This is a genomic window from Agrobacterium sp. NPDC089420 (assembly GCF_044900305.1).
GTDB lineage: Bacteria > Pseudomonadota > Alphaproteobacteria > Rhizobiales > Rhizobiaceae > Agrobacterium.
This window is the reverse complement of record NZ_JBJDMY010000015.1, coordinates 89,942-107,890: the sequence shown is the minus strand read 5'-3', so window position 1 is coordinate 107,890 and position 17,949 is coordinate 89,942. Positions and strand designations below refer to the sequence as shown.

The following is a 17,949-nucleotide window of genomic DNA, read 5'->3' as shown; positions in this document are numbered from 1 at the left end:
AACATGACGGCAAGCCCGGCAACGACAATCGCGCAACGGCGCTTCGGTCCACACGGCTTGGCCGGGCAGGCGCTTGCCGTCCTGGACACGGTGCTCGGGGCGGTTGCCGCCGCAATCCTGGCGACGCTTCTTGTGGTGGTGCTGGTCAATGTCACCCTGCGATACCTGTTCCATACCGGTTTCATCGGCGCGGAAGATCTGGGCATCTGGCTCAATGTGGCGATGATCGCGGTCGGCGCACCGCTCAGCCTCAAGAGCGCTCTGGCCATGCGGCTCGATGTGTTCGTGCGCTTCCTGCCGGAACGCTTTTATGCCGCAACCGAAGTTCTGGCCGATGCCTTTTCCTTCGTCGCAGCCCTCATCCTCGCTTTCGGCGGGGTGGAGATCGCGGCGATGCTGGGTGGCACTTCGCCAACGCTCGGCCTGCCGGAATGGGTGCGTTTCGGTTTTCTCGGTGCAGGCGGCGCGCTGATCTTTGTTTATCTGGCGCTTCAGCGTCTTAGTGAGGGCAAGGCGCTTGCCGTTCTGCTTTCCGTCGTCATCGCGGTGGTTTCTTATGTCGGTCTGCCGGAAGTGTTCGTCGATACGAGCCTGCCGCCGAGCCTGTTTCTGGCGCTGACGGCGGCGGTAGGGCTGGTTCTGGCCGCGCCGCTCGCCCATGCCTTCCTTGCTGCCGCCTATGTGGCGATCGCCTTCGGCAGCACCTTGCCGGAACCGGCCATCGTTTCCTCGACGGTGACGGGTATGTCGAAATTCCTGCTGCTGGCCATTCCCTTCTTCCTGCTGGCCGGAAGCCTGCTGACGGAATCGGGCGTCGCCAACCAGCTGGTGCGTTTTGCCGCCTCCATGGTCGGCCACCGGCGGGCAGGGCTGGCGCAGACGACACTTCTGACCAGCGTGCTGTTTTCCGGCGCATCCGGCTCCTCGGTCGCCAATGCCGCCTTCGGCGCTTCCACCTTCCAGCCGGAACTGGTGAAGCACGGCTATCCGCCGGCGCAGGCGGGCGCGATCATTGCCGCCACCTCGGTGCTGGACAATGTCATTCCGCCTTCCATCGCCTTTCTCATCCTCGCAACGGCCACCAACCTGTCGGTCGGTTCGCTGCTGGTCGGCGGCTTTTTCGCCGGCGGACTGATGGCGGTCTGCCTTGCGGTGGCGATCCATCTTAGCGTGCGCAGCGTCGAGACCTTGCCGCGCGCCACGGGAACGGAGCGCTGGCGCTCGGCCATCGCCGCAATACCCGCCTTCGGCCTCGGCGTCATCGTGGTCGTCGGCATCCGCATCGGCATCGTCACCACCACGGAAGCCGCCGCCCTTGCCGCCCTTTACACGCTGCTTCTCGGTTTCGGTTACCGGCTGGGCGCGGGCCGCATTTTCGCGACCTTCCGCCAATCGGCGGGTGAGGCGGCGGCCATCGGCCTTCTGATCGGCACGGCGGGGCCTTTCGCCTTCCTGCTGGCAGTGGACAATGTCTCGGGTCTCGTCACCGACTTCGTGACGTTGCTCGGCGGCAGCAAGATTGCGGTTCTCCTGCTTTCCAACCTCATCCTGCTCGTGGTCGGTCTGGTGCTGGATATTGGTGCTGCCATCCTGCTGTTCGGGCCGATCCTGTTGCCCGCTGCCGTGGCGGCCGGCATCGATCCCATTCATTTCGGCGTCATTCTCGTGGTCAATCTGATGATCCATGGCCTGACGCCGCCGCTCGGCATGCTGATCTTCGTGGTCAGCGGTGTCACCCGCATTCAGGCGACAGCACTTTTCCGGGCTGTCGTTCCCTATCTCCTTTCCCTTCTCGTTTCCCTCGCCATCTTGTGCGCCTGGGCCATTTTCTTCTAAATCCGGGGTTTATTCATGACTATTATCGATCGCCGTAATCTCCTCAAACTCTCCGCCATTGGCGCTGCAACGCTTGCCGCCCCCGCTTTCATGCGCACGGCACATGCCAGAACCCGCAGCCTCACGGTTGCCTCGCTTTTCGCCGACGACAAGCCGGAGACGAAAATCTGGGTGAAGATCAGCGAACTGGTGGAGGCAAAGCTGCCCGGCCGTTTCCGTTTCAACATCGTCAAGAGCGGTGCGCTGGGCGGTGAAAAGGAAGTGGCGGAAAATATCCGCCTCGGATCGGTTCAGGCAAGCCTTTCGACAGTCTCCTCGCTGTCCGGCTGGGTGCCGGAACTGCAGATCCTCGATCTGCCCTTCCTGTTCCGCGATGCCGACCATGTGCGCAAGGTGGTGACGGGCGAGACTGGCGCTGATCTGAAGACGAAGCTCGCCGCCCAGCAATTCATCGCCGCCGATTTCATCAATTACGGCGCGCGCCATCTTCTGACCAAGGAGCCGGTCACCCGGCCGGAGCAGCTGGAAGGCAAGAAGATCCGCGTCATCCAGAGTCCGTTGCACACCAAGCTGTGGAGCGCCTTCGGCACCACGCCGGTCGGTATCCCGATCACCGAGACCTATAATGCGCTGGCAACCGGCGTGGCCGATGCGATGGATCTTACCAAGTCCGCTTATGCCGGCTTCAAGCTTTACGAGGTCGTACCCTATCTCACGGAAACCGGCCACATCTGGGCTTCAGGCGTCGTTTATTACGGGGCGGCCTTCTGGAACCAGCTGGATGACGAAGAGAAGAAGGTTCTCTCGGAGGCATCGAGCGAAGGCGCGCAATATTTCAACCAGCTGATCGTCGAGGACGAGGTGAAGTCCGTCGAGCTTGCGCTTTCCAAGGGCGGCAAGGTGCTGCAGCCGGAGGCGCTGGACGAATGGCGCAAGGGCGCGCAGGGCGTGTGGCAGGATTTCGCCGGCATCGTCGGTGGTATCGAGAAGATACAGGCTGTGCAGTCGGCCTGATAATACGGCCCTTCAAAATCGGAAACCCCGTGCATCCTTCGGGCGCACGGGGTCTCTTTTGTTCGGTATCAGTGCGAAGCGCCGGAGCCGCCGACGGCGACGATGGAATATGGCTGGCCTTCCACCGCAAGCGTGCGGGTCTCCTTCAGGCTTTCCGCATCCACCACGCGCACCAGCGAATGGCGCGGATCGGAGATCGCGATCTGTCCGTCGGCAACGGCGAGACGCGGGCGCGGATCGCGCCAATGGCCATCCTTGCTGTAGGGTTCGGTCACCTTTGCCTTGCGGGTGATGGCGCCTTCCAGCACATCCAGCACATGCAGGTCGCCATCTTCCGTCAGGATATAGGCGTTGCGCGGATTGGCGGGGTCGAGGATGAAATCGACGCGCCGGGTCGGCAGCTCCACCAGGCGGAAGGCATCCTTGCTGTCAGGATCGATCAGGACGACCTTGTCCTCACTGTAGTTTCCGAGGAAGAACTGCATGGATTTGCCGCCGAGCAGCGTGCCGGTATAGGCTTTCGGGAAATCTTCCGGATAGGCCAGCATGTCGAGCTTCGGGCCATCCGTGCCGCCCGGCCGGGCAACGAGAATGCCTTCCTTGCAGCCAAAAGCCGCAAGCCGTGCGGATGTGGCCTCGCCGTGCAGATCGGTGCATGCCGCCTGTTCGCCAACCTGCTTGCCGTCCCTGTCGAGAACGCGCAGCCCGATGCGGGGCGGCAGCGTGTCGGGTTTGGTTTCGATCTGCGTATTCGGCACAGACACCAGAACGTAACGGCCCATCGTCACCGCCACGCCGTGATGCGGCGCGGTCGTGTCGACGGTGCGGACCTTTGCCTTGCCGTCCAGCAGGGCGGCCTCATCGATGATCTCCGCCTTGCCGCCGCGGTCATAGAACAGGATGGCGTGGTCATCATGCGGCACGACGTGGAACGGGCGCTTGCCTTCGAAGGTAACGGGCAGCAATGCCGTATCTTCCACATCCAGATCACGATGCTCGCCGTGGTCGGAAAAGACGATGCCGGTCTTGATCACATGCACGATATCCGAATCCGACTGCGTGGCAAAAACAGTCTTGCCGGAGGCGCTGGCGGTCAGCGCCGCATAGCCCTTGAGGTCGTAGCGTCCGAGTTCCTTGCCGGTTTCGAAATTGATCGCGCGCACCACCGGCTGGGTGTGATCGGCGACGAAGAGTCGCCATTCCTTGACGCTGTCGCCGCTTTCTTCCGCCTGTGCAACGCCAGAGGCCAGCGGCAGGGTGAAGGCAAGGCACGTGGCGAGCGCGCTCATGCCAAGGTGCTGTTGAAGGGAAAATCTCATGGTGTTCCTTCCAGACGTTGTCATCCTTGTGCGGATACGAACCGACGCCGGTTCCGAAGGATGAATGTAATGTTATTACGTTACGAGCGTACGTATTAGCATTACGTGCGGGGTCGATGTCAACCGGCGCCGGCGTTTCGATGTCGAAAATCTGGATGGAGGTCGCAAGGCGGGAGGAAGCATGGGACGCTGCAGTATCAACGCCTATATCCCGAAGGGCCGTAATGCCCGATGAAAAAAGGCAGGCGCATCGCTGCACCTGCCCTGATCTTGTTTAGCGGATGTCCTGAGGCAGAACGTCCGAAGGGATGTTCTGGTAGGAAACCGGGCGCATGAAGCGGCGGATCGACATGGTGCCGACCGAGGTCGCGCCGAAATTCGTCGAAGCCGGGTAAGGGCCGCCATGAACCATGGCTTCGGAGACTTCCACGCCGGTCGGGAAACCGTTGGCGAGAACGCGGCCGGCCTTGCGCTCCAGGATCGGCAGCAGCTTGCGGCCAAGCTCGGCGTCGCCGGCATCCAGATGCAGGGTTGCGGTCAGCTGGCCTTCGAAGCTCTTTGCCACTTCCAGCATTTCCTCCGCGCTATCGACCGTCACGATCAGGCCGAGCGGTCCGAAGACTTCTTCGGCAAGCGCGTGGTTGGCAACCCAGTCCTTGCCGGAAACCCGGTAAAGATAGGGCGTCGCGTTGCGCAGGTTGCAGGTGGTGGTCAGCACGTCGCGCACGCCGTTGCCGGCGGCGATCCGGTCGCGGCCGTCACGATAGGCGGCGGCGATGCCGTCGGTCAGCATGACCTGCGGGCCGACTTCGGAAAGCGCTGCGCGCGCAGTTTCAGCAATTGCATCCGCCTGCTCGGAGAGAATGACGGCGATGCCGGGATTGGTGCAGAACTGGCCTGCACCCATGGTGAGCGAACCGGCCCAGCCCTTGGCAATGGCTTCACCACGAGCGGCAACGGCTTCCGGCAGCAGGAACATCGGGTTGACGGAACCGAGTTCGCCGAAGAAGGGGATCGGCTCGGGGCGCTGGGCGCAGAGATCAAACAGCGCGCGGCCGCCGGCAAGCGAGCCGGTGAAACCGACCGCCTTGATGCGCGGATGCTGCACGAGCGCGGAACCGACATCGCGGCGGCCGCCCTGGATCAGCGAGAAGACGCCGGGATGCAGATTGTGCTTCTTGACGGCGGCGAGAACGGCTTCGGCGACGATCTCGCCGGTGCCGGGATGGGCCGAGTGGCCCTTGACGACGACGGGGCAGCCGGCGGCCAGCGCCGCGGCGGTGTCACCACCGGCCGTGGAGAAGGCGAGCGGGAAGTTCGACGCACCGAAGACGGCGACGGGGCCGATCGGACGCTGCATCAGGCGGATATCCGGGCGTGGCAGCGGCTGGCGATCCGGCAGCGCTTCGTCGTGGCGGCGGTCGAGATAGTCGCCCTTGCGGATATGCGAGGCGAAAAGGCGCAGCTGGCCAACGGTGCGGCCGCGTTCGCCCTGCAGGCGCGCGGTCGGCAGGCCGGTTTCCGACGAGCCGATTTCGGTGATGGCGTCGGCACGCGCTTCGATCTCGTCAGCGATGGTGTCGAGGAAAGCGGCGCGCTCTTCGCGGGTGGTGTAGCCATAGCTCCAGAAAGCGTCTTCGGCTGCTTCACAGGCTGCATTCACCAGATCGACGGTGCCAACCGAAAAATCGAAAGCCTCGCCATGTGCAGGCTCGCTGCGGAATTTTGCATCCGTCGCGACCCATTCTCCTGCAACCAGATGTTTGCCGTGCGGCTTGAAACTCATTGTGCTCTTCCCTGAAAATCTGATCCTGTGTGGAAAATCCACCCGATACCGTGACACCCGACCGAAAGGCGACAGCGCAAACGCCATCAGCCGCGATCCTCGCCCGGTTGCCTTCTGCCTTAGCCCGTGCGGGGCCTGAGCGAAAGCCGGTTTCTCAACTATTTGACCAAAAAGTGTGATTAATTGGGCGGGACGTGAAAAACACCGGCTTCCGTTTACGCGCACGGCGTTTTATATGACGTCATGATGACAAACAGACTTCCGAAATATGTCGCCTGGTCGGTTCTTTTGCTGATCGTGATCGTGACAATCTGCCCGATCGGCTTTCGGCCGCACACGCTGACCACGGTCGGGATAGACCGCGCCGCCGCCTTCGCTTTCTGCTCGGCGGCTTTCGTGTTCGCCTATCCGCGCCACTGGCTTGCCGTCATCGTCGCGGGTGTTACCGCGGCCTTCGGTATCGAGGCGCTGCAATTTCTGTCACCGACACGTCATCCGCATCTGATGGATGCCGTCGTGAAAGCCGCCGGGGCCATAGCCGGCGGGCTTTTCACCATTTCCTGTCTCCTGTTCCGGGCGCGATTGAGCGCCAGCTGACGGAGCGCCGGCAGTCAATTTTCCCGCTCAGCGTTTGCCACCGGCCAGACCGAAACGGCCGTGGGACAGCGTGCGCTCGATCCCGCGCAACTCCGCCAAGCCCTTGAGCCGGCCGATGGCGGGATAACCGGGCTGTGCGCCGCGTGTCAGGTCGTCGAGAATCTCCTGCCCGTGATCGGGCCGCATCGGAATTTCGTGGTCTGCGCGCCCCTCCGCCCGACGGCGGGCTTCTTCGGTGAGAAGTGCTGCGATAACGGCGACCATGTCGGTGCCGCCCTCCAGATGTTCATCCTCGAAGAAGGAGCAGGGCACGGTATCGGTGTCACGCGTCACATTGCGCAGATGCACAAAATGGATGCGGTCGGCAAAACGGCTGGCGATGAAGGGCAGGTCGTTATCCGCCCGAGCGCCAAGCGAGCCGGTGCAGAGCGTCACGCCATTGGCGCGGCTGTCGACCTTCGAGAGCATGTGGGCATAGTCCGCCTCCGTTGAGAGAATGCGCGGCAGGCCGAGCAGCGGCCATGGCGGATCATCACCATGGGCGCAGATGTTGATGCCCACTTCCGCGGCAACCGGCGTCACCTCGGACAGAAAATCGATCAGGTTCTGCTGCAGCCTTTCACGGTTGACGCCGTGATAGGAGCGAAGTTTTTCGAGCAGCTGGGCGAGCGTATAACCATCCGCCGAGCCGGGCAGGCCAGCGCCGATATTGCGCCCGAGTGCTGCGATTTTTGTATCCGGCATTTCGGCGAAGCGTTTTGCCGCTTCCTCCAGCAGCCAGTCCGGATAATCGGCCTTTGCATCAGGGCGCTTCAGAATATGAATGTCGAAAGCGGCGAAATCGGTCAGATCGAAGCGCATGGCCTTTGCGCCGTGCCGTGTTTCCCAGCGAAGGTCGGTGCGGGTCCAGTCCAGCACCGGCATGAAATTGTAACAAACGGTACGGATGCCGGAAGCGGAGAGGCGGCGCAGCGTCTCCTGCCAGTTGGCGATGTGGTTTTTCCAGTCGCCTGTCTGGGTCTTGATATCCTCGGAAACCGGCACGCTCTCAACGACATCCCAATAAAGACCACCGGCCTTGATCGCTTCATGCCGTTTGGTGATTTCGTCCATCGGCCAGACGTCACCGGTGGCGATATGGTGCAACGCGCTGACGATGCCTTCCGCACCCGCCTGAGCCGCATCCTGAACCGTGACCTTGTCGACCGGGCCGAACCAGCGCCATGTATGTCTCATCTTTGATCCTCAAATATCAGTCTGCGGAAAATGTCAGCTGCACCTTGCAGGCGGCGGAGCGGTCTCCGGCCTGTTCGAAGGCCGCTTTCGCCTCGCCAAGCGGGAAGCTGTGGGAAATGATCGGCCGCACATCGATCTTGCGTGTGGAGATAAGCCCGGCGGCGATGGCGAATTCATCGTGGAAACGCTGCGAGCCGCGCCAGAGGATTTCCTTGCCCACCAGCGCATTGAGCGGAAAGGTGATGTCGCCGGTGACGCCGACCTGCACGATGGTGCCGCGCGGGCGCACGCAGGCAAAGGCGGTGCGAAGCGCGGGACCGGCTGCGGAGCAATCGAAAATGACGTCGAAATAGCCCTTGTCGTCCTGATAGGGCAAAAGCGCCTCAGCGTCCTTCGCGACATTGATTGTGCGGTCCGCACCCATTGCGGGTGCGCGTTCCAGCGCGGCATCGGTGAGATCGGTGGCGACGATGGTGCCCGCACCGGCATGGCGGGCGGCGGCAATGGTCAGGAGGCCGATGGGACCAGCGCCGGTCACCAGCACCTTTGCACCTGTCAGATCGCCGGCCTGGGCGACTGCATGCAGGCAGACGGCAAGCGGCTCCGTGCAGGCGGCTTCGGCGGGCGAGGTTGTATCGGGAAATGGCGCGCATTGTTTTGCGGCAACCACCAGCCGGTCGCGGAACATGCCCTGTTCATGCGGCAAGCGCATGGCGCTGCCCATGAAGCGCATGTCGAGGCAATGGATCGGCTGGCCTTGCAGGCAGAAACGGCAATGGCCGCAGGGTTGCGAGGGATTGATGGCGACGAGCTGGCCGATCACGAGCCCGCTGACGCCTTCTCCCAGTGCCCGCACGTGGCCCGACGCTTCGTGGCCGCAAATGATCGGCTCGCGTACCCGGACCGGGCCGAAGCCGCCATCCTGATAATAATGAAGGTCGGAACCGCAGATGCCGCCTGCGGCCATGGCGAGCAGCACGTCGCCTGGGCCGGGGGCCGTCACGTCCTGCGTTTCGACGCGGATATCTTCACGGGAATATAGACGTGCCACGCGTGTCTGCATGACCATGCCCTCATGTCTGTGTATGGATGAATGCACCCGCGCGGCGGCAAACCGCGCGGGCAGGAATGCGCCGTCAGCGGATCAGGCCCATTTCGGTCGGCAGCCACAAGGTGATTGCCGGGATGAAGGTGATCAGCAGCAACGCCACGAACAGCGGCACCAGCCAGGGCAGGATGGCGATGGTCGTGCGTTCGACGGAGAGTTTCGCCACGCGCGAGAGCACGAACAGCACCATGCCGAGCGGCGGATGCAAAAGCCCGATCATCAGGTTGAGCGTGATGATGAGCCCGAAATGCACCGGGTCGATATTGAACTGCAGCACCAGCGGCATAAGGATCGGCACGAGGATGGTGATGGCCGCGATCGTGTCGAGGAAGCAGCCGACGAACAGCATCAGGAGATTGACCAGCACGAGGAAAATCCACTTGCTGTCGGTGATCGTCAGGATCGCCGCCGACAGAAGCTGCGCCGCCTGGCTGACTGTCAGCAGCCACGCGAAGACGGAAGCCGCCGCGACGATGAAGAGCACCGAGGCGGTGGTCTCGATGGTGTCGAAGGTCGATTTCGCCAGCGTCTTGAAGGTCATGGTCCGGTAACGGACGAGCCCGAGGAACAGCGACCAAAGCACGGCCGCGACGGCCGCCTCCGTTGGCGTGAACCAGCCCATGGTCATGCCGCCGATCAGGATCACCGGCGTCATCAGCGCCATCACGGCGGAGAAGTCGAAATACCAGTCGCAGGCAAGCAGGATGACCAGCACAATCAGGATCGACAGGTTGAGCGACAGGCCGGTGAGGGTGAGGAGATAGATGCCGAGCGGCACCATCATCACCACAAAAACTTCCAGCGATGCGCCGAAGATGGTTCTGAGGCTGAACGGCGTATCGGATCCCCAGCCCTTGATATAGGCGAAGACGGCGACCGTGATCATCATCAAAAGCGTCATGACGACGCCCGGGACGATGCCGGCCATGAACAGCGCGCCGATCGAGACATTGGCCATCATGCCGTAGATGACGAAGGGCAGCGATGGCGGGAAGATCGGCCCGAGCGTTGCGGAGGCGGCGGTGACGCCGACGGCCGCCTCGACCGGGTAACCGTGATCCTTCATGGCCTTGATTTCGATGGTGCCGATCCCGGCCGCATCGGCGAGTGCCGTACCCGACATGCCGGAAAAGATCACCGAGCCGATGATGTTGACCTGCGCGAGGCCGCCCTTCATCCAGCCGACCAGCGCCACGGCGAAGGAATAGATACGTCCGGTCACCCCCGCCGTGTTCATGAGATTGCCGGCGAGGATGAAGAAGGGAACGGCCAGAAGCGGGAAGCTTTCCACACCGGCGATCAGGCGCTGTGCCGCGATGATATCAGGCGCGACATTATAGAATACGATGTAGAGCAGCGACGCCGAGGCCATGGAAATGGCGACCGGCAGTCCGATCAGCATCAGGAGAAGAAAAGAGCCGATAAGAAGCAGCATATGGTCAATCCCCCGCGCTCTGGAATTCTTCGGGCCGTTCCAGAACGGAGTAGCCGCGCTGCATATTGGCGATGAAGACCTGCACCGACCGGAAGAACATCAAAACGAAAGCGGCCAGAACCGTGTAGAAAACGATGTTGCGCGGCAGCGCCACGGTGACCATCTCCTCATCGGCGACGATTTCCAGATAACGCCACATCAGCCAGGATGTGTAAGCGAAGAACAGGATGCGCAGCACGTCAACGAGGATCGACATGGCGCGGGCCACCTGCGGCGGCACGTAGTGATAAAGCACATCCACCTGGATGTGGCGCGACATGCGTACGCACATGACCGAACCCAGAAACACCACGCCGATCAGGCAGTTGACGGCGATTTCTTCCGTCCAGGCGTAGCTGTTGTTGAGCACATAGCGGGTGAAGAACTGAAGGAACACGCAGCCCGTCATCAGCCAGAACAAGCCGAGCGTGACCCAGTCCTCGAATGAATAGACCTTGAGATCGACCTCGGGCGGCGCCTCGTCGAACGTATGTGCCAGTTCCTCAGGCGTGACCTGAGTATGGATTTCCTGCGACATTGAGATATCCCGTCTGGAGAGAAAGGGCGGTGCGGCAAAGAAGCCGCACCGGATCTTGGCTCACTTGACGGCGCGAATGGCTTCCCAGTCGGCCTTGTCGTAACCGAAGTCCTCGAACTTCACTTTTTCGATGACGTTCTTCTCGAAGTCGGCCTTGTCGACCTCCGCGACGGTCAGGCCGCGCTTCTTGAAGTCTTCGACGAGGCTTTTCTCGCGTTCATCGATGGTCTTGGTGGTCCGCTCGGCGGCTTCCTGCATGACCTCGGTGAAGATTTTCTTGTCTTCATCCGATAGCTGCGACCAGAGGTTCTTCGAGATCACCGTGTTGAGGTGATCGACGATGTGGCCGGTCAGGACGATGTTCTTCTGCACTTCGAAGAACTTCTTCGCCTCGATGGTGGTCAGCGGGTTTTCCTGCGCGTCGACGGTGCCGTTCTGCAGTGCGAGATAGACTTCCGCGAAAGCGATCGGCGTGGTGTTGGCGCCGCAGGCGCGCGGCATGGCGAGATAGGCCGGAACATCGGGAACACGCATCTTTAAGCCCGCCATGTCGGCGCAGGCGGCAATCGGCTTGTTCGACGTGGTGTGACGCGTGCCGTAATAGCTGACGGCGGCGATGTGGTTGCCGGTCTTGTCTTCATAACCCTTGGCGAGACGCTTGAAGATATCGCTCTTGGTATAGGCGATCAGATGGCCCGGATCGCGGAAGATATAGGGAAAATAGGTGACGCCGATCGGCTTGAAATCACGTGCGGCAAAGCTCGAACCGGAAATGATGATATCCACGGTGCCGATCTTCAGGCCCTGGTTGATATCGGCTTCCTTGCCAAGCTGCGACGCCGGGAAAACATCCACCTTGTAGCGGCCGTCGGTGCGCTTGGCGATTTCTCCCGCGGCCCAGACCGAATCGGTGTGGAAAGGCTCGGATGTCTCGTAGACATGCGCCCATTTCAGCGTGGTCTGTGCCTGCGCCGCCAGCGCGGAAAGCAGAATGGCGGCCGTTGCGCCCATCAAAGTCGACAATCTGATTTTCATTCTTAACTCCTCCCGAATTAAAGTCAGATGTGCTGTTTTTTCCGTCGCCGGTTGCGGCAACGGTCACTCTTCTCCGATCGTTTCCTCCCCGAAACTTTCGGAAAATCTCTTCTGCGATAGCGTCAGGTGCTGCCGCATGGCTTCCCGTGCGCCCTCGGGATCGTTTGCCGCAATGGCGTCGCGGATCACCCGGTGCTCCTGAACAGCGAGGATCCAGGTATGCGGACCCTCGAAATAGCTGGCGAGCTTCTCGAAATAGGGCGAAAGGCTGCGCTCGTCATAGATCAGGCCGGTAAAGCGGTTGAGCGCCGAATTGCCGATGATGTCGGCAATGGCGGTATGAAAGGCGCGGTCGAGATTGAGCGCCTGCGGCGAATTGTCGAGCGCGCCGGCCATGCGCTCGATGATATCGTCGAGCTTGGCGATGCATTCCGGCGTGGCGAGCCTTGCCGCCTCTTCCGCAATCGCACTCTCGATGATGCAGCGCGCCTGCAGGATTTCGAACGGGCCATGGGCGTCCGGCACGGCGGGTTTTTCCTTGGCCTGCTTGCCGGCCGCGCTGACATAGACGCCCGAGCCCATCCTGATATGGATATGACCTTCCACTTCCAGAACGATAAGGGCTTCACGCACCGTCGGGCGGGAGACGCCGAAGCGTTCCGCAAGGTCGCGTTCCGCCGGCAGGCGCTGACCTTCGGTCAGTTCCCCGCTTTCGATGAGCAAGCGAATTTGTTCCGCGACCAGCCGGTAAAGGCGGCGCGGCTCCAGAGCCACAAACATGATGTCCTCCCAGCGCGAAAGTCTCCCCCGATCGCGCAAGCGGTAAGATGGTCTTACCAATTTTATTAGGGCGCATTTGTGTGGCGCTGTCAATCGGCGGTTAGTGGAAAAGTACGCGGTGCAAGGTCCGGGGATTTTTACGGCAAGCATGGTATCCGCCACATTCCGGGGCTTTTACCATTTCCGTCATTCCGGCCTTTGCCGGAATCCGGCCAGTCCAAGTCCTTGGGCTGAAAGGGCTCTTCTCGTCGCGCGGGCGCACCGACCGGCGTCCGGCCAAGGCCGGAATGACGGGAAAAGATTGGGCCGGGGCGGTCTGGATCGACGGATTTGTTGCTGTCAGGTTGACACTGATGCGGCGGCCGTGCGGGCCACCATCTTCAGCCTCGGCTACCTGCGAGCCTCAGAGCGCCATTCTCACCAATGACGACATCCAGCTCGCCATAACCGCCAATGGAAAGATGCGGGGTCTCGATGGGATGGGAATGGGTGGCGTTGATGACGACCACGGTCGCACCCATGCGTTCTCCCGCCTGGATGCCGGCGGGGGCGTCTTCAAACACGACGCAACGGTCCGGCGCGACACCGAGCTTTTCCGCCGCCTTCTTGTATCCTTCCGGGTCCGGCTTGCCGTTCACCACGTCCTCGGCACAGATCATTACCTCCGGCGGGGTGAGGCCGGCGGCCGCGAGCCGGCGCAGGGCGAGCGCCCGGGCGGCGGAGGTGACGATGGCCCATTTTCCGGCGGGCAATTTTTCTAGAAACGCCGCGGCCTGCGGGATCTGGAGAATGCCGTCGACATCATCCATTTCCTTCTGCAGCAGCATATCGGCCTGTTCCGCGACATCAAGGCCGGGAACCGCCTCGCGGCGCACCACTTCCGAAGCGCGCATGCCGTGGATGCGCTGCAGGAAGGCATTCGGTTCAATGCCGTTGTCCACGGCCCATTCGCGCCAGACCCGCTCCACAACCGCAATCGAATTGAGCAGCGTCCCGTCCATGTCGAACAGGAAGGCCGCATAGTCTTGCGAAAATATCGGGTTCTGCGGTGGGACTTTGCTGTGCATCTCATTCTTCCGTTGAAGGTATCGGGCCTGCCTGTCTCTACAGCATCGAAGGACATAACGGAATCGCTTTTCCATTCGGCAGACAGAGGGTGGTGGTCCGGCACGCGGCAGCCATTGTCCCGGAATCGGACGGTTCACATGTTTCGCGACTCGCGGGGTTAGGATAGGGGCATGACACGCCTGTCCTGCCCCCGGGGCGTCAGGTTGCAGCAAGGATAAGCTGCTATCGTGAGTTTTCGGAACCGGTACAAGATATGTATAATCAAAGGGTAGGAGATGGTTTTGAATGTTTTGCCTGAGAATTGCCGCAGCGGAATTTTCTTAACGAAACGGCCGCCATCGGGGTGGCGTTAACCATTTGTTAACCATATTCGAGATACCTAATTGTCAACGATTTGTTTACCAAGATGACCAAAGTGCTAACAGACCAGCGTTCGATCCGTATCAAAGGCCGCTCCTTTCTCGCAGTGGTTCTGTCTCCCGAATCTCCGGTCGATCAATGGCTGGAAAGGCTTGATGATCTTGCCGCCCGTTCGGCCGGCTTCTTCCTGTCGCGTCCGGTGGTTCTGGATGTCTCGGAACTGACGCTCGACAAGGCCGGGCTGAAAGCGCTCTTGGCGGCGCTGACGGAGCGCAATGTCGGCATCATGGGCATCGAGGGCGTTCGCCCCTCGATGATCGAACCCGGCATGCCGCCGTCGCTGAAGGGCGGAAAGCCTGCCTCCGATGTCGAGGTCGAGCCGGTCGCCGTCGCAGCCGAAGTGTCGGAGGCAAAGCCGCAGGCGTCGGGTGACGTTCGTGCGGTGGTGCAGTCGCTGGTCATCAACGAACCGGTGCGGTCCGGCCAGTCGATCATGTTTCCGGAGGGCGACGTCACCGTCATCGGTTCGGTCGCCTCGGGTGCGGAAATCATCGCCGGCGGGTCGGTGCATATTTACGGCGCGCTGCGCGGGCGGGCCATGGCCGGTTCGCTCGGCAATGTTTCGGCGCGCATCTTCTGCCGCAAGCTCGAAGCGGAGCTCCTGGCCATCGACGGGGTCTACAAGGTGGCCGAGGACATTGACGACAAGCTGCGCGGCCAGCCCGTTCAGCTCTGGCTGGAAAACGATACGATCAAGGCCGCAAAGCTCGGCTGATAACAGAGAAACAACTCAGGAACAGGAGAGAGCCATATGGGGAAGGTAGTCGTTGTAACTTCCGGCAAGGGCGGGGTCGGCAAGACCACCTCGACCGCAGCGCTTGGCGCCGCATTGGCGCAGAACAAGGAGAAGGTCGTGGTCGTCGATTTCGACGTCGGCCTGCGCAATCTCGATCTCGTCATGGGTGCCGAACGCCGCGTGGTTTACGATCTCGTCAACGTCATCCAGGGCGATGCCAAGCTGACGCAGGCGTTGATCCGCGACAAGCGCCTCGAGACGCTGTTCCTGCTGCCCGCCTCGCAGACGCGCGACAAGGACAATCTGACGCCGGAAGGTGTCGAATGGGTCATCAACGAGTTGAAGAAACATTTCGACTGGGTGATTTGCGACAGCCCGGCCGGCATCGAGCGCGGCGCGACGCTGGCCATGCGCCATGCGGATGTGGCCGTCGTCGTCACCAATCCCGAGGTTTCTTCGGTGCGTGACAGCGACCGCATCATCGGCCTGCTCGATTCCAAGACGCTGAAGGCCGAACGCGGCGAGCGCATGGAAAAGCACCTGCTCCTGACGCGTTACGATTCCGCCCGCGCCGAACGCGGCGACATGCTGAAGGTGGACGACGTTCTGGAAATCCTCTCCATTCCGCTGCTCGGCATCATTCCCGAAAGCACGGATGTGCTGCGCGCCTCCAACGTCGGCGCCCCAGTCACCCTGGCGGATGCGCGCTGCGCCCCGGCCATGGCCTATTTCGACGCTGCCCGCCGCCTGTCCGGCGAGGATATTCCCGTCGTCATTCCGGGCGAGAAGCGCGGCATCTTTTCCAAGATCTTCGCAAGGAGGGCTGCATGAGCATCTTCAGCCTCTTCCGCAAACAGAAGTCGGCACCGCTTGCGCGTGAGCGCCTGCAGGTGCTGCTCGCCCACGAAAGAGCATCGTCGGGTTCGGATCTCGTCGCCATCCTCCGGGAAGAAATTCTCGGCGTCATCGCCAAACACGTGCAGATCGACAATGACAGGGTGCATGTGAAGATGGATCGCGACGAACATGTCTCCATATTGGAGATCGACGTCGAGATTCCGCTCGGGGCTGATCTGCGCGCCGCATAGGCATTCGGTAAAAGACGTCGCCCGCCACCGGGCGGCGTCTCATCGGCTGGCCGTCGTATCGACAGGCTTGCGAAACACCTCTGCCAGATCGCCGGGCAGCGGCCGCTTGAGGTTCATGCCGTTTGGCGGTATCGGCGCATTGAACCATTTGTCGTAGATTTTATCGATTTCGCCGCTCTCATAGATCTTTCCCAGCGCCTCGTTGACGGCATCGCGGAAACCGGTGTCGCCGTGGCGGAGCATCAGGCCATAGGGCTGCGGCGGCGCGAGATATTCGTCCGAGATGGTATAGTCTTCCGGCCGCCCGGTTTCGGCGACGAAGGATCGCAGAAGAATATCGTCCATGACGAAGGCCGAGGCGCGGTTTTCCGTCACCATGTCGAAACCGCCTTCGGTGCTGTCATTCTGGAGAACGGCGATATTCAGCCCCAGCTTGCGGTTGAGCACATTCAATTGGCTGATATTGATGGTTCCCGTCGTCACCACCACGGTGCGGCCGGCAAGATCGGCAACCGTGTTCATGCCGCTCGATTTCAGCGCGACATAACGCGTGCCGGTGATGAAATGGCTGTAGGAAAACCATACTGCCTTGCGTCGTTCCTCGTTATTGGTGCTCGCCACACACTCCATGTCGATCGTGCCGTCATTGAGAAGCGTGATGCGGTTGCTCGGCGTGCGTTTGACGAAATCGATCTTCAGTTCCGGCAGGCCCAGTTTCTTCTTGATGGAATCCGCCACCCTCAGGCAAAGCTCGATACTGTAGCCGATCGGTTCCGGGCCGGTGCCGAGATAGGAAAAGGGAACGTTGCGGTCGGCATAACCGAGCCGGATAATGCCGGTTCTGGCAATGGTGTCGAGGGTTGGCGGCTGGCTGTCGTCGCTCGCCGCCTGGGTGGATAAAAGACTTAAAATCCCGAATGCAAGCCACAATGTCGATCTCTGCATCGCGCATCTCCAGCTAAAATGCTCAGTCAAAAGGTGTCTTGATGAAAATGAGGGCGGGAGGGGAGGCCCTCAGTCCCGGTATTCGCTCGGATGTTCGTAGGCTTGTTTGAGGGCGGCGGCCATTGGCAGGTTCAGGTTCATGCCGTTGGGCGGAATGGGTTTGGTGAACCATTTTTCATAGAGACCGTGAATGGTCGGGCCGGTGAAAATCTGCCGCAGGCTTTCATTGACGGCGGTCTTGAAGGCCGGGTCGTCGCGCCGGAAAACCAGCCCGTAGGGTTCGGGCGCACTCAGCGTTTCCTCGGAAAGCGCATAGAGGTTCGGATTTTCCGATGTCGCCGCCAGCGCCGCCAGCAGGATGCCATCCATGACGAAGGCGGAAGCCTTGCCGGAAACGACGAGTTCGAAGGCTTCCTCGTTGGTCTTTGTCGGCATGACCGAGATATTGAGGTTCTTTTCGCGGTTCACCGCATTCAGCTGTTCGATGTTGACGGTGCCGGAAGCGGATGTGACGGAGCGGCCGGCCAGATCGGCAAGGCTTTTCAGATTGTCCTGCCTGCGCGACAGAAACTGGGTCGCGGTCATGAAATTCGGATAGGAGAAATCCACGATCTTCCGGCGCTCGCTGTTATTGGTCGTGGCGGCGCATTCGATATCGATCTGGCCGCTGCGCACGAGAATGAAGCGGGTGGCGGGTGTGGCCTTGACATATTCGAGATCGAGCTTTTCGAGCTTCAGCTGTTTGCGGATATCCTCGCTGATGGCGCGACACAGATCGGTCGAAAAACCGGTAACCTCACCACTCGGCAATTGATAGGAAAAGGGTGGTTCGGCCTCGCGATAGCCGATGCGGATTTTCGCGCTCTTGGCGATCTGCTGAAGCGTGCCGCCTTCGCCGGCGGCCTGGAGGGGCGTGAGGGGGACAAAGTATGTGAGGAAAAGGCAAAATACTGCAAGACGCATTTTATG

Annotated in this window: 17 protein-coding genes; 6 read left to right on the top strand and 11 right to left on the bottom strand. The window is 61.2% G+C overall.

All coding sequences use genetic code 11. The features are described from left to right. Positions 1 to 3: 3 nt before the first annotated feature. Together ACI2KA_RS20935 and ACI2KA_RS20930 are read left to right on the top strand one after the other, a co-directional pair. Complete coding sequence (locus tag ACI2KA_RS20935) at positions 4 to 1,836, top strand: TRAP transporter large permease subunit (protein WP_404504380.1); 1,833 nt, start codon at positions 4 to 6, stop codon at positions 1,834 to 1,836. Positions 1,837 to 1,851: 15 nt separating this feature from the next. Then, a complete protein-coding gene (locus tag ACI2KA_RS20930; protein ID WP_404504379.1) occupies positions 1,852 to 2,850 on the top strand; it encodes a TRAP transporter substrate-binding protein in 999 nt (332 codons plus the stop codon). Between the two features lie 68 nt (positions 2,851 to 2,918). Here ACI2KA_RS20930 and aztD read toward each other — a convergent pair whose 3' ends face one another. Both aztD and ACI2KA_RS20920 read right to left on the bottom strand, forming a co-directional pair. Beyond that, entirely contained in the window at positions 2,919 to 4,169 is a 1,251-nt protein-coding gene (aztD, locus tag ACI2KA_RS20925) for a zinc metallochaperone AztD (RefSeq protein WP_404504378.1), read from the bottom strand. A gap of 274 nt (positions 4,170 to 4,443) precedes the next feature. Then, positions 4,444 to 5,955: an aldehyde dehydrogenase (NADP(+)) gene (locus ACI2KA_RS20920; RefSeq protein WP_404504377.1), complete on the bottom strand. Its 1,512-nt coding sequence runs from the start codon at positions 5,953 to 5,955 to the stop codon at positions 4,444 to 4,446. A gap of 246 nt (positions 5,956 to 6,201) precedes the next feature. Between ACI2KA_RS20920 and ACI2KA_RS20915 the strand changes: the two genes are divergently transcribed. Beyond that, positions 6,202 to 6,552, top strand: coding sequence for an antibiotic resistance protein VanZ (locus ACI2KA_RS20915; protein ID WP_404504376.1), 351 nt, complete (start codon positions 6,202 to 6,204; stop codon positions 6,550 to 6,552). Positions 6,553 to 6,579: 27 nt separating this feature from the next. Here the strand turns inward: ACI2KA_RS20915 and uxuA are convergent, their stop codons facing one another. The 7 genes from uxuA to ACI2KA_RS20880 all read right to left on the bottom strand — a co-directional run bounded on the left by uxuA (position 6,580) and on the right by ACI2KA_RS20880 (position 13,790). Beyond that, the gene (uxuA, locus tag ACI2KA_RS20910; RefSeq protein WP_404504375.1) at positions 6,580 to 7,788 is read right to left on the bottom strand and encodes a mannonate dehydratase; all 1,209 of its coding nucleotides are present in this window, start codon (positions 7,786 to 7,788) and stop codon (positions 6,580 to 6,582) included. Between the two features lie 16 nt (positions 7,789 to 7,804). Continuing rightward, entirely contained in the window at positions 7,805 to 8,851 is a 1,047-nt protein-coding gene (locus ACI2KA_RS20905) for an L-idonate 5-dehydrogenase (protein WP_404504374.1), read from the bottom strand. A gap of 73 nt (positions 8,852 to 8,924) precedes the next feature. After that, the gene (locus ACI2KA_RS20900; protein WP_404504373.1) at positions 8,925 to 10,331 is read right to left on the bottom strand and encodes a TRAP transporter large permease; all 1,407 of its coding nucleotides are present in this window, start codon (positions 10,329 to 10,331) and stop codon (positions 8,925 to 8,927) included. Positions 10,332 to 10,335: 4 nt separating this feature from the next. Next, positions 10,336 to 10,908 (bottom strand): TRAP transporter small permease, encoded by a 573-nt coding sequence (locus ACI2KA_RS20895; protein WP_020809476.1) that lies wholly within the window; start codon positions 10,906 to 10,908, stop codon positions 10,336 to 10,338. Between the two features lie 60 nt (positions 10,909 to 10,968). After that, positions 10,969 to 11,943: a sialic acid TRAP transporter substrate-binding protein SiaP gene (locus tag ACI2KA_RS20890; protein ID WP_404504372.1), complete on the bottom strand. Its 975-nt coding sequence runs from the start codon at positions 11,941 to 11,943 to the stop codon at positions 10,969 to 10,971. 63 nt (positions 11,944 to 12,006) lie between these two features. Then, positions 12,007 to 12,723, bottom strand: a complete 717-nt coding sequence (locus ACI2KA_RS20885) for a FadR/GntR family transcriptional regulator (protein WP_404504371.1) — start codon at positions 12,721 to 12,723, stop codon at positions 12,007 to 12,009. A gap of 380 nt (positions 12,724 to 13,103) precedes the next feature. Then, positions 13,104 to 13,790, bottom strand: a complete 687-nt coding sequence (locus ACI2KA_RS20880) for an HAD family hydrolase (RefSeq protein ID WP_404504370.1) — start codon at positions 13,788 to 13,790, stop codon at positions 13,104 to 13,106. Positions 13,791 to 14,197: 407 nt separating this feature from the next. On the opposite strand from ACI2KA_RS20880, the gene minC reads away from it, so the two are divergent. The 3 genes from minC to minE are packed head-to-tail and all read left to right on the top strand — an operon-like array spanning position 14,198 to position 16,035. Continuing rightward, positions 14,198 to 14,926, top strand: a complete 729-nt coding sequence (minC, locus tag ACI2KA_RS20875) for a septum site-determining protein MinC (protein ID WP_404504369.1) — start codon at positions 14,198 to 14,200, stop codon at positions 14,924 to 14,926. 36 nt (positions 14,927 to 14,962) lie between these two features. Next, on the top strand, positions 14,963 to 15,778 hold the full coding sequence (gene minD / locus ACI2KA_RS20870; RefSeq protein ID WP_080829757.1) for a septum site-determining protein MinD: 816 nt from the start codon (positions 14,963 to 14,965) through the stop codon (positions 15,776 to 15,778). Continuing rightward, a complete protein-coding gene (gene minE, locus ACI2KA_RS20865; RefSeq protein WP_020809474.1) occupies positions 15,775 to 16,035 on the top strand; it encodes a cell division topological specificity factor MinE in 261 nt (86 codons plus the stop codon). The genes minD and minE overlap by 4 nt, the downstream gene beginning before the upstream one ends. A gap of 39 nt (positions 16,036 to 16,074) precedes the next feature. On the opposite strand, the gene ACI2KA_RS20860 is transcribed toward minE, so the two are convergent. Both ACI2KA_RS20860 and ACI2KA_RS20855 read right to left on the bottom strand, forming a co-directional pair. Then, a complete protein-coding gene (locus tag ACI2KA_RS20860) occupies positions 16,075 to 16,980 on the bottom strand; it encodes an amino acid ABC transporter substrate-binding protein (protein WP_404504368.1) in 906 nt (301 codons plus the stop codon). A gap of 69 nt (positions 16,981 to 17,049) precedes the next feature. Continuing rightward, the gene (locus ACI2KA_RS20855) at positions 17,050 to 17,943 is read right to left on the bottom strand and encodes an amino acid ABC transporter substrate-binding protein (RefSeq protein WP_404504367.1); all 894 of its coding nucleotides are present in this window, start codon (positions 17,941 to 17,943) and stop codon (positions 17,050 to 17,052) included. Positions 17,944 to 17,949 lie beyond the last annotated feature (6 nt).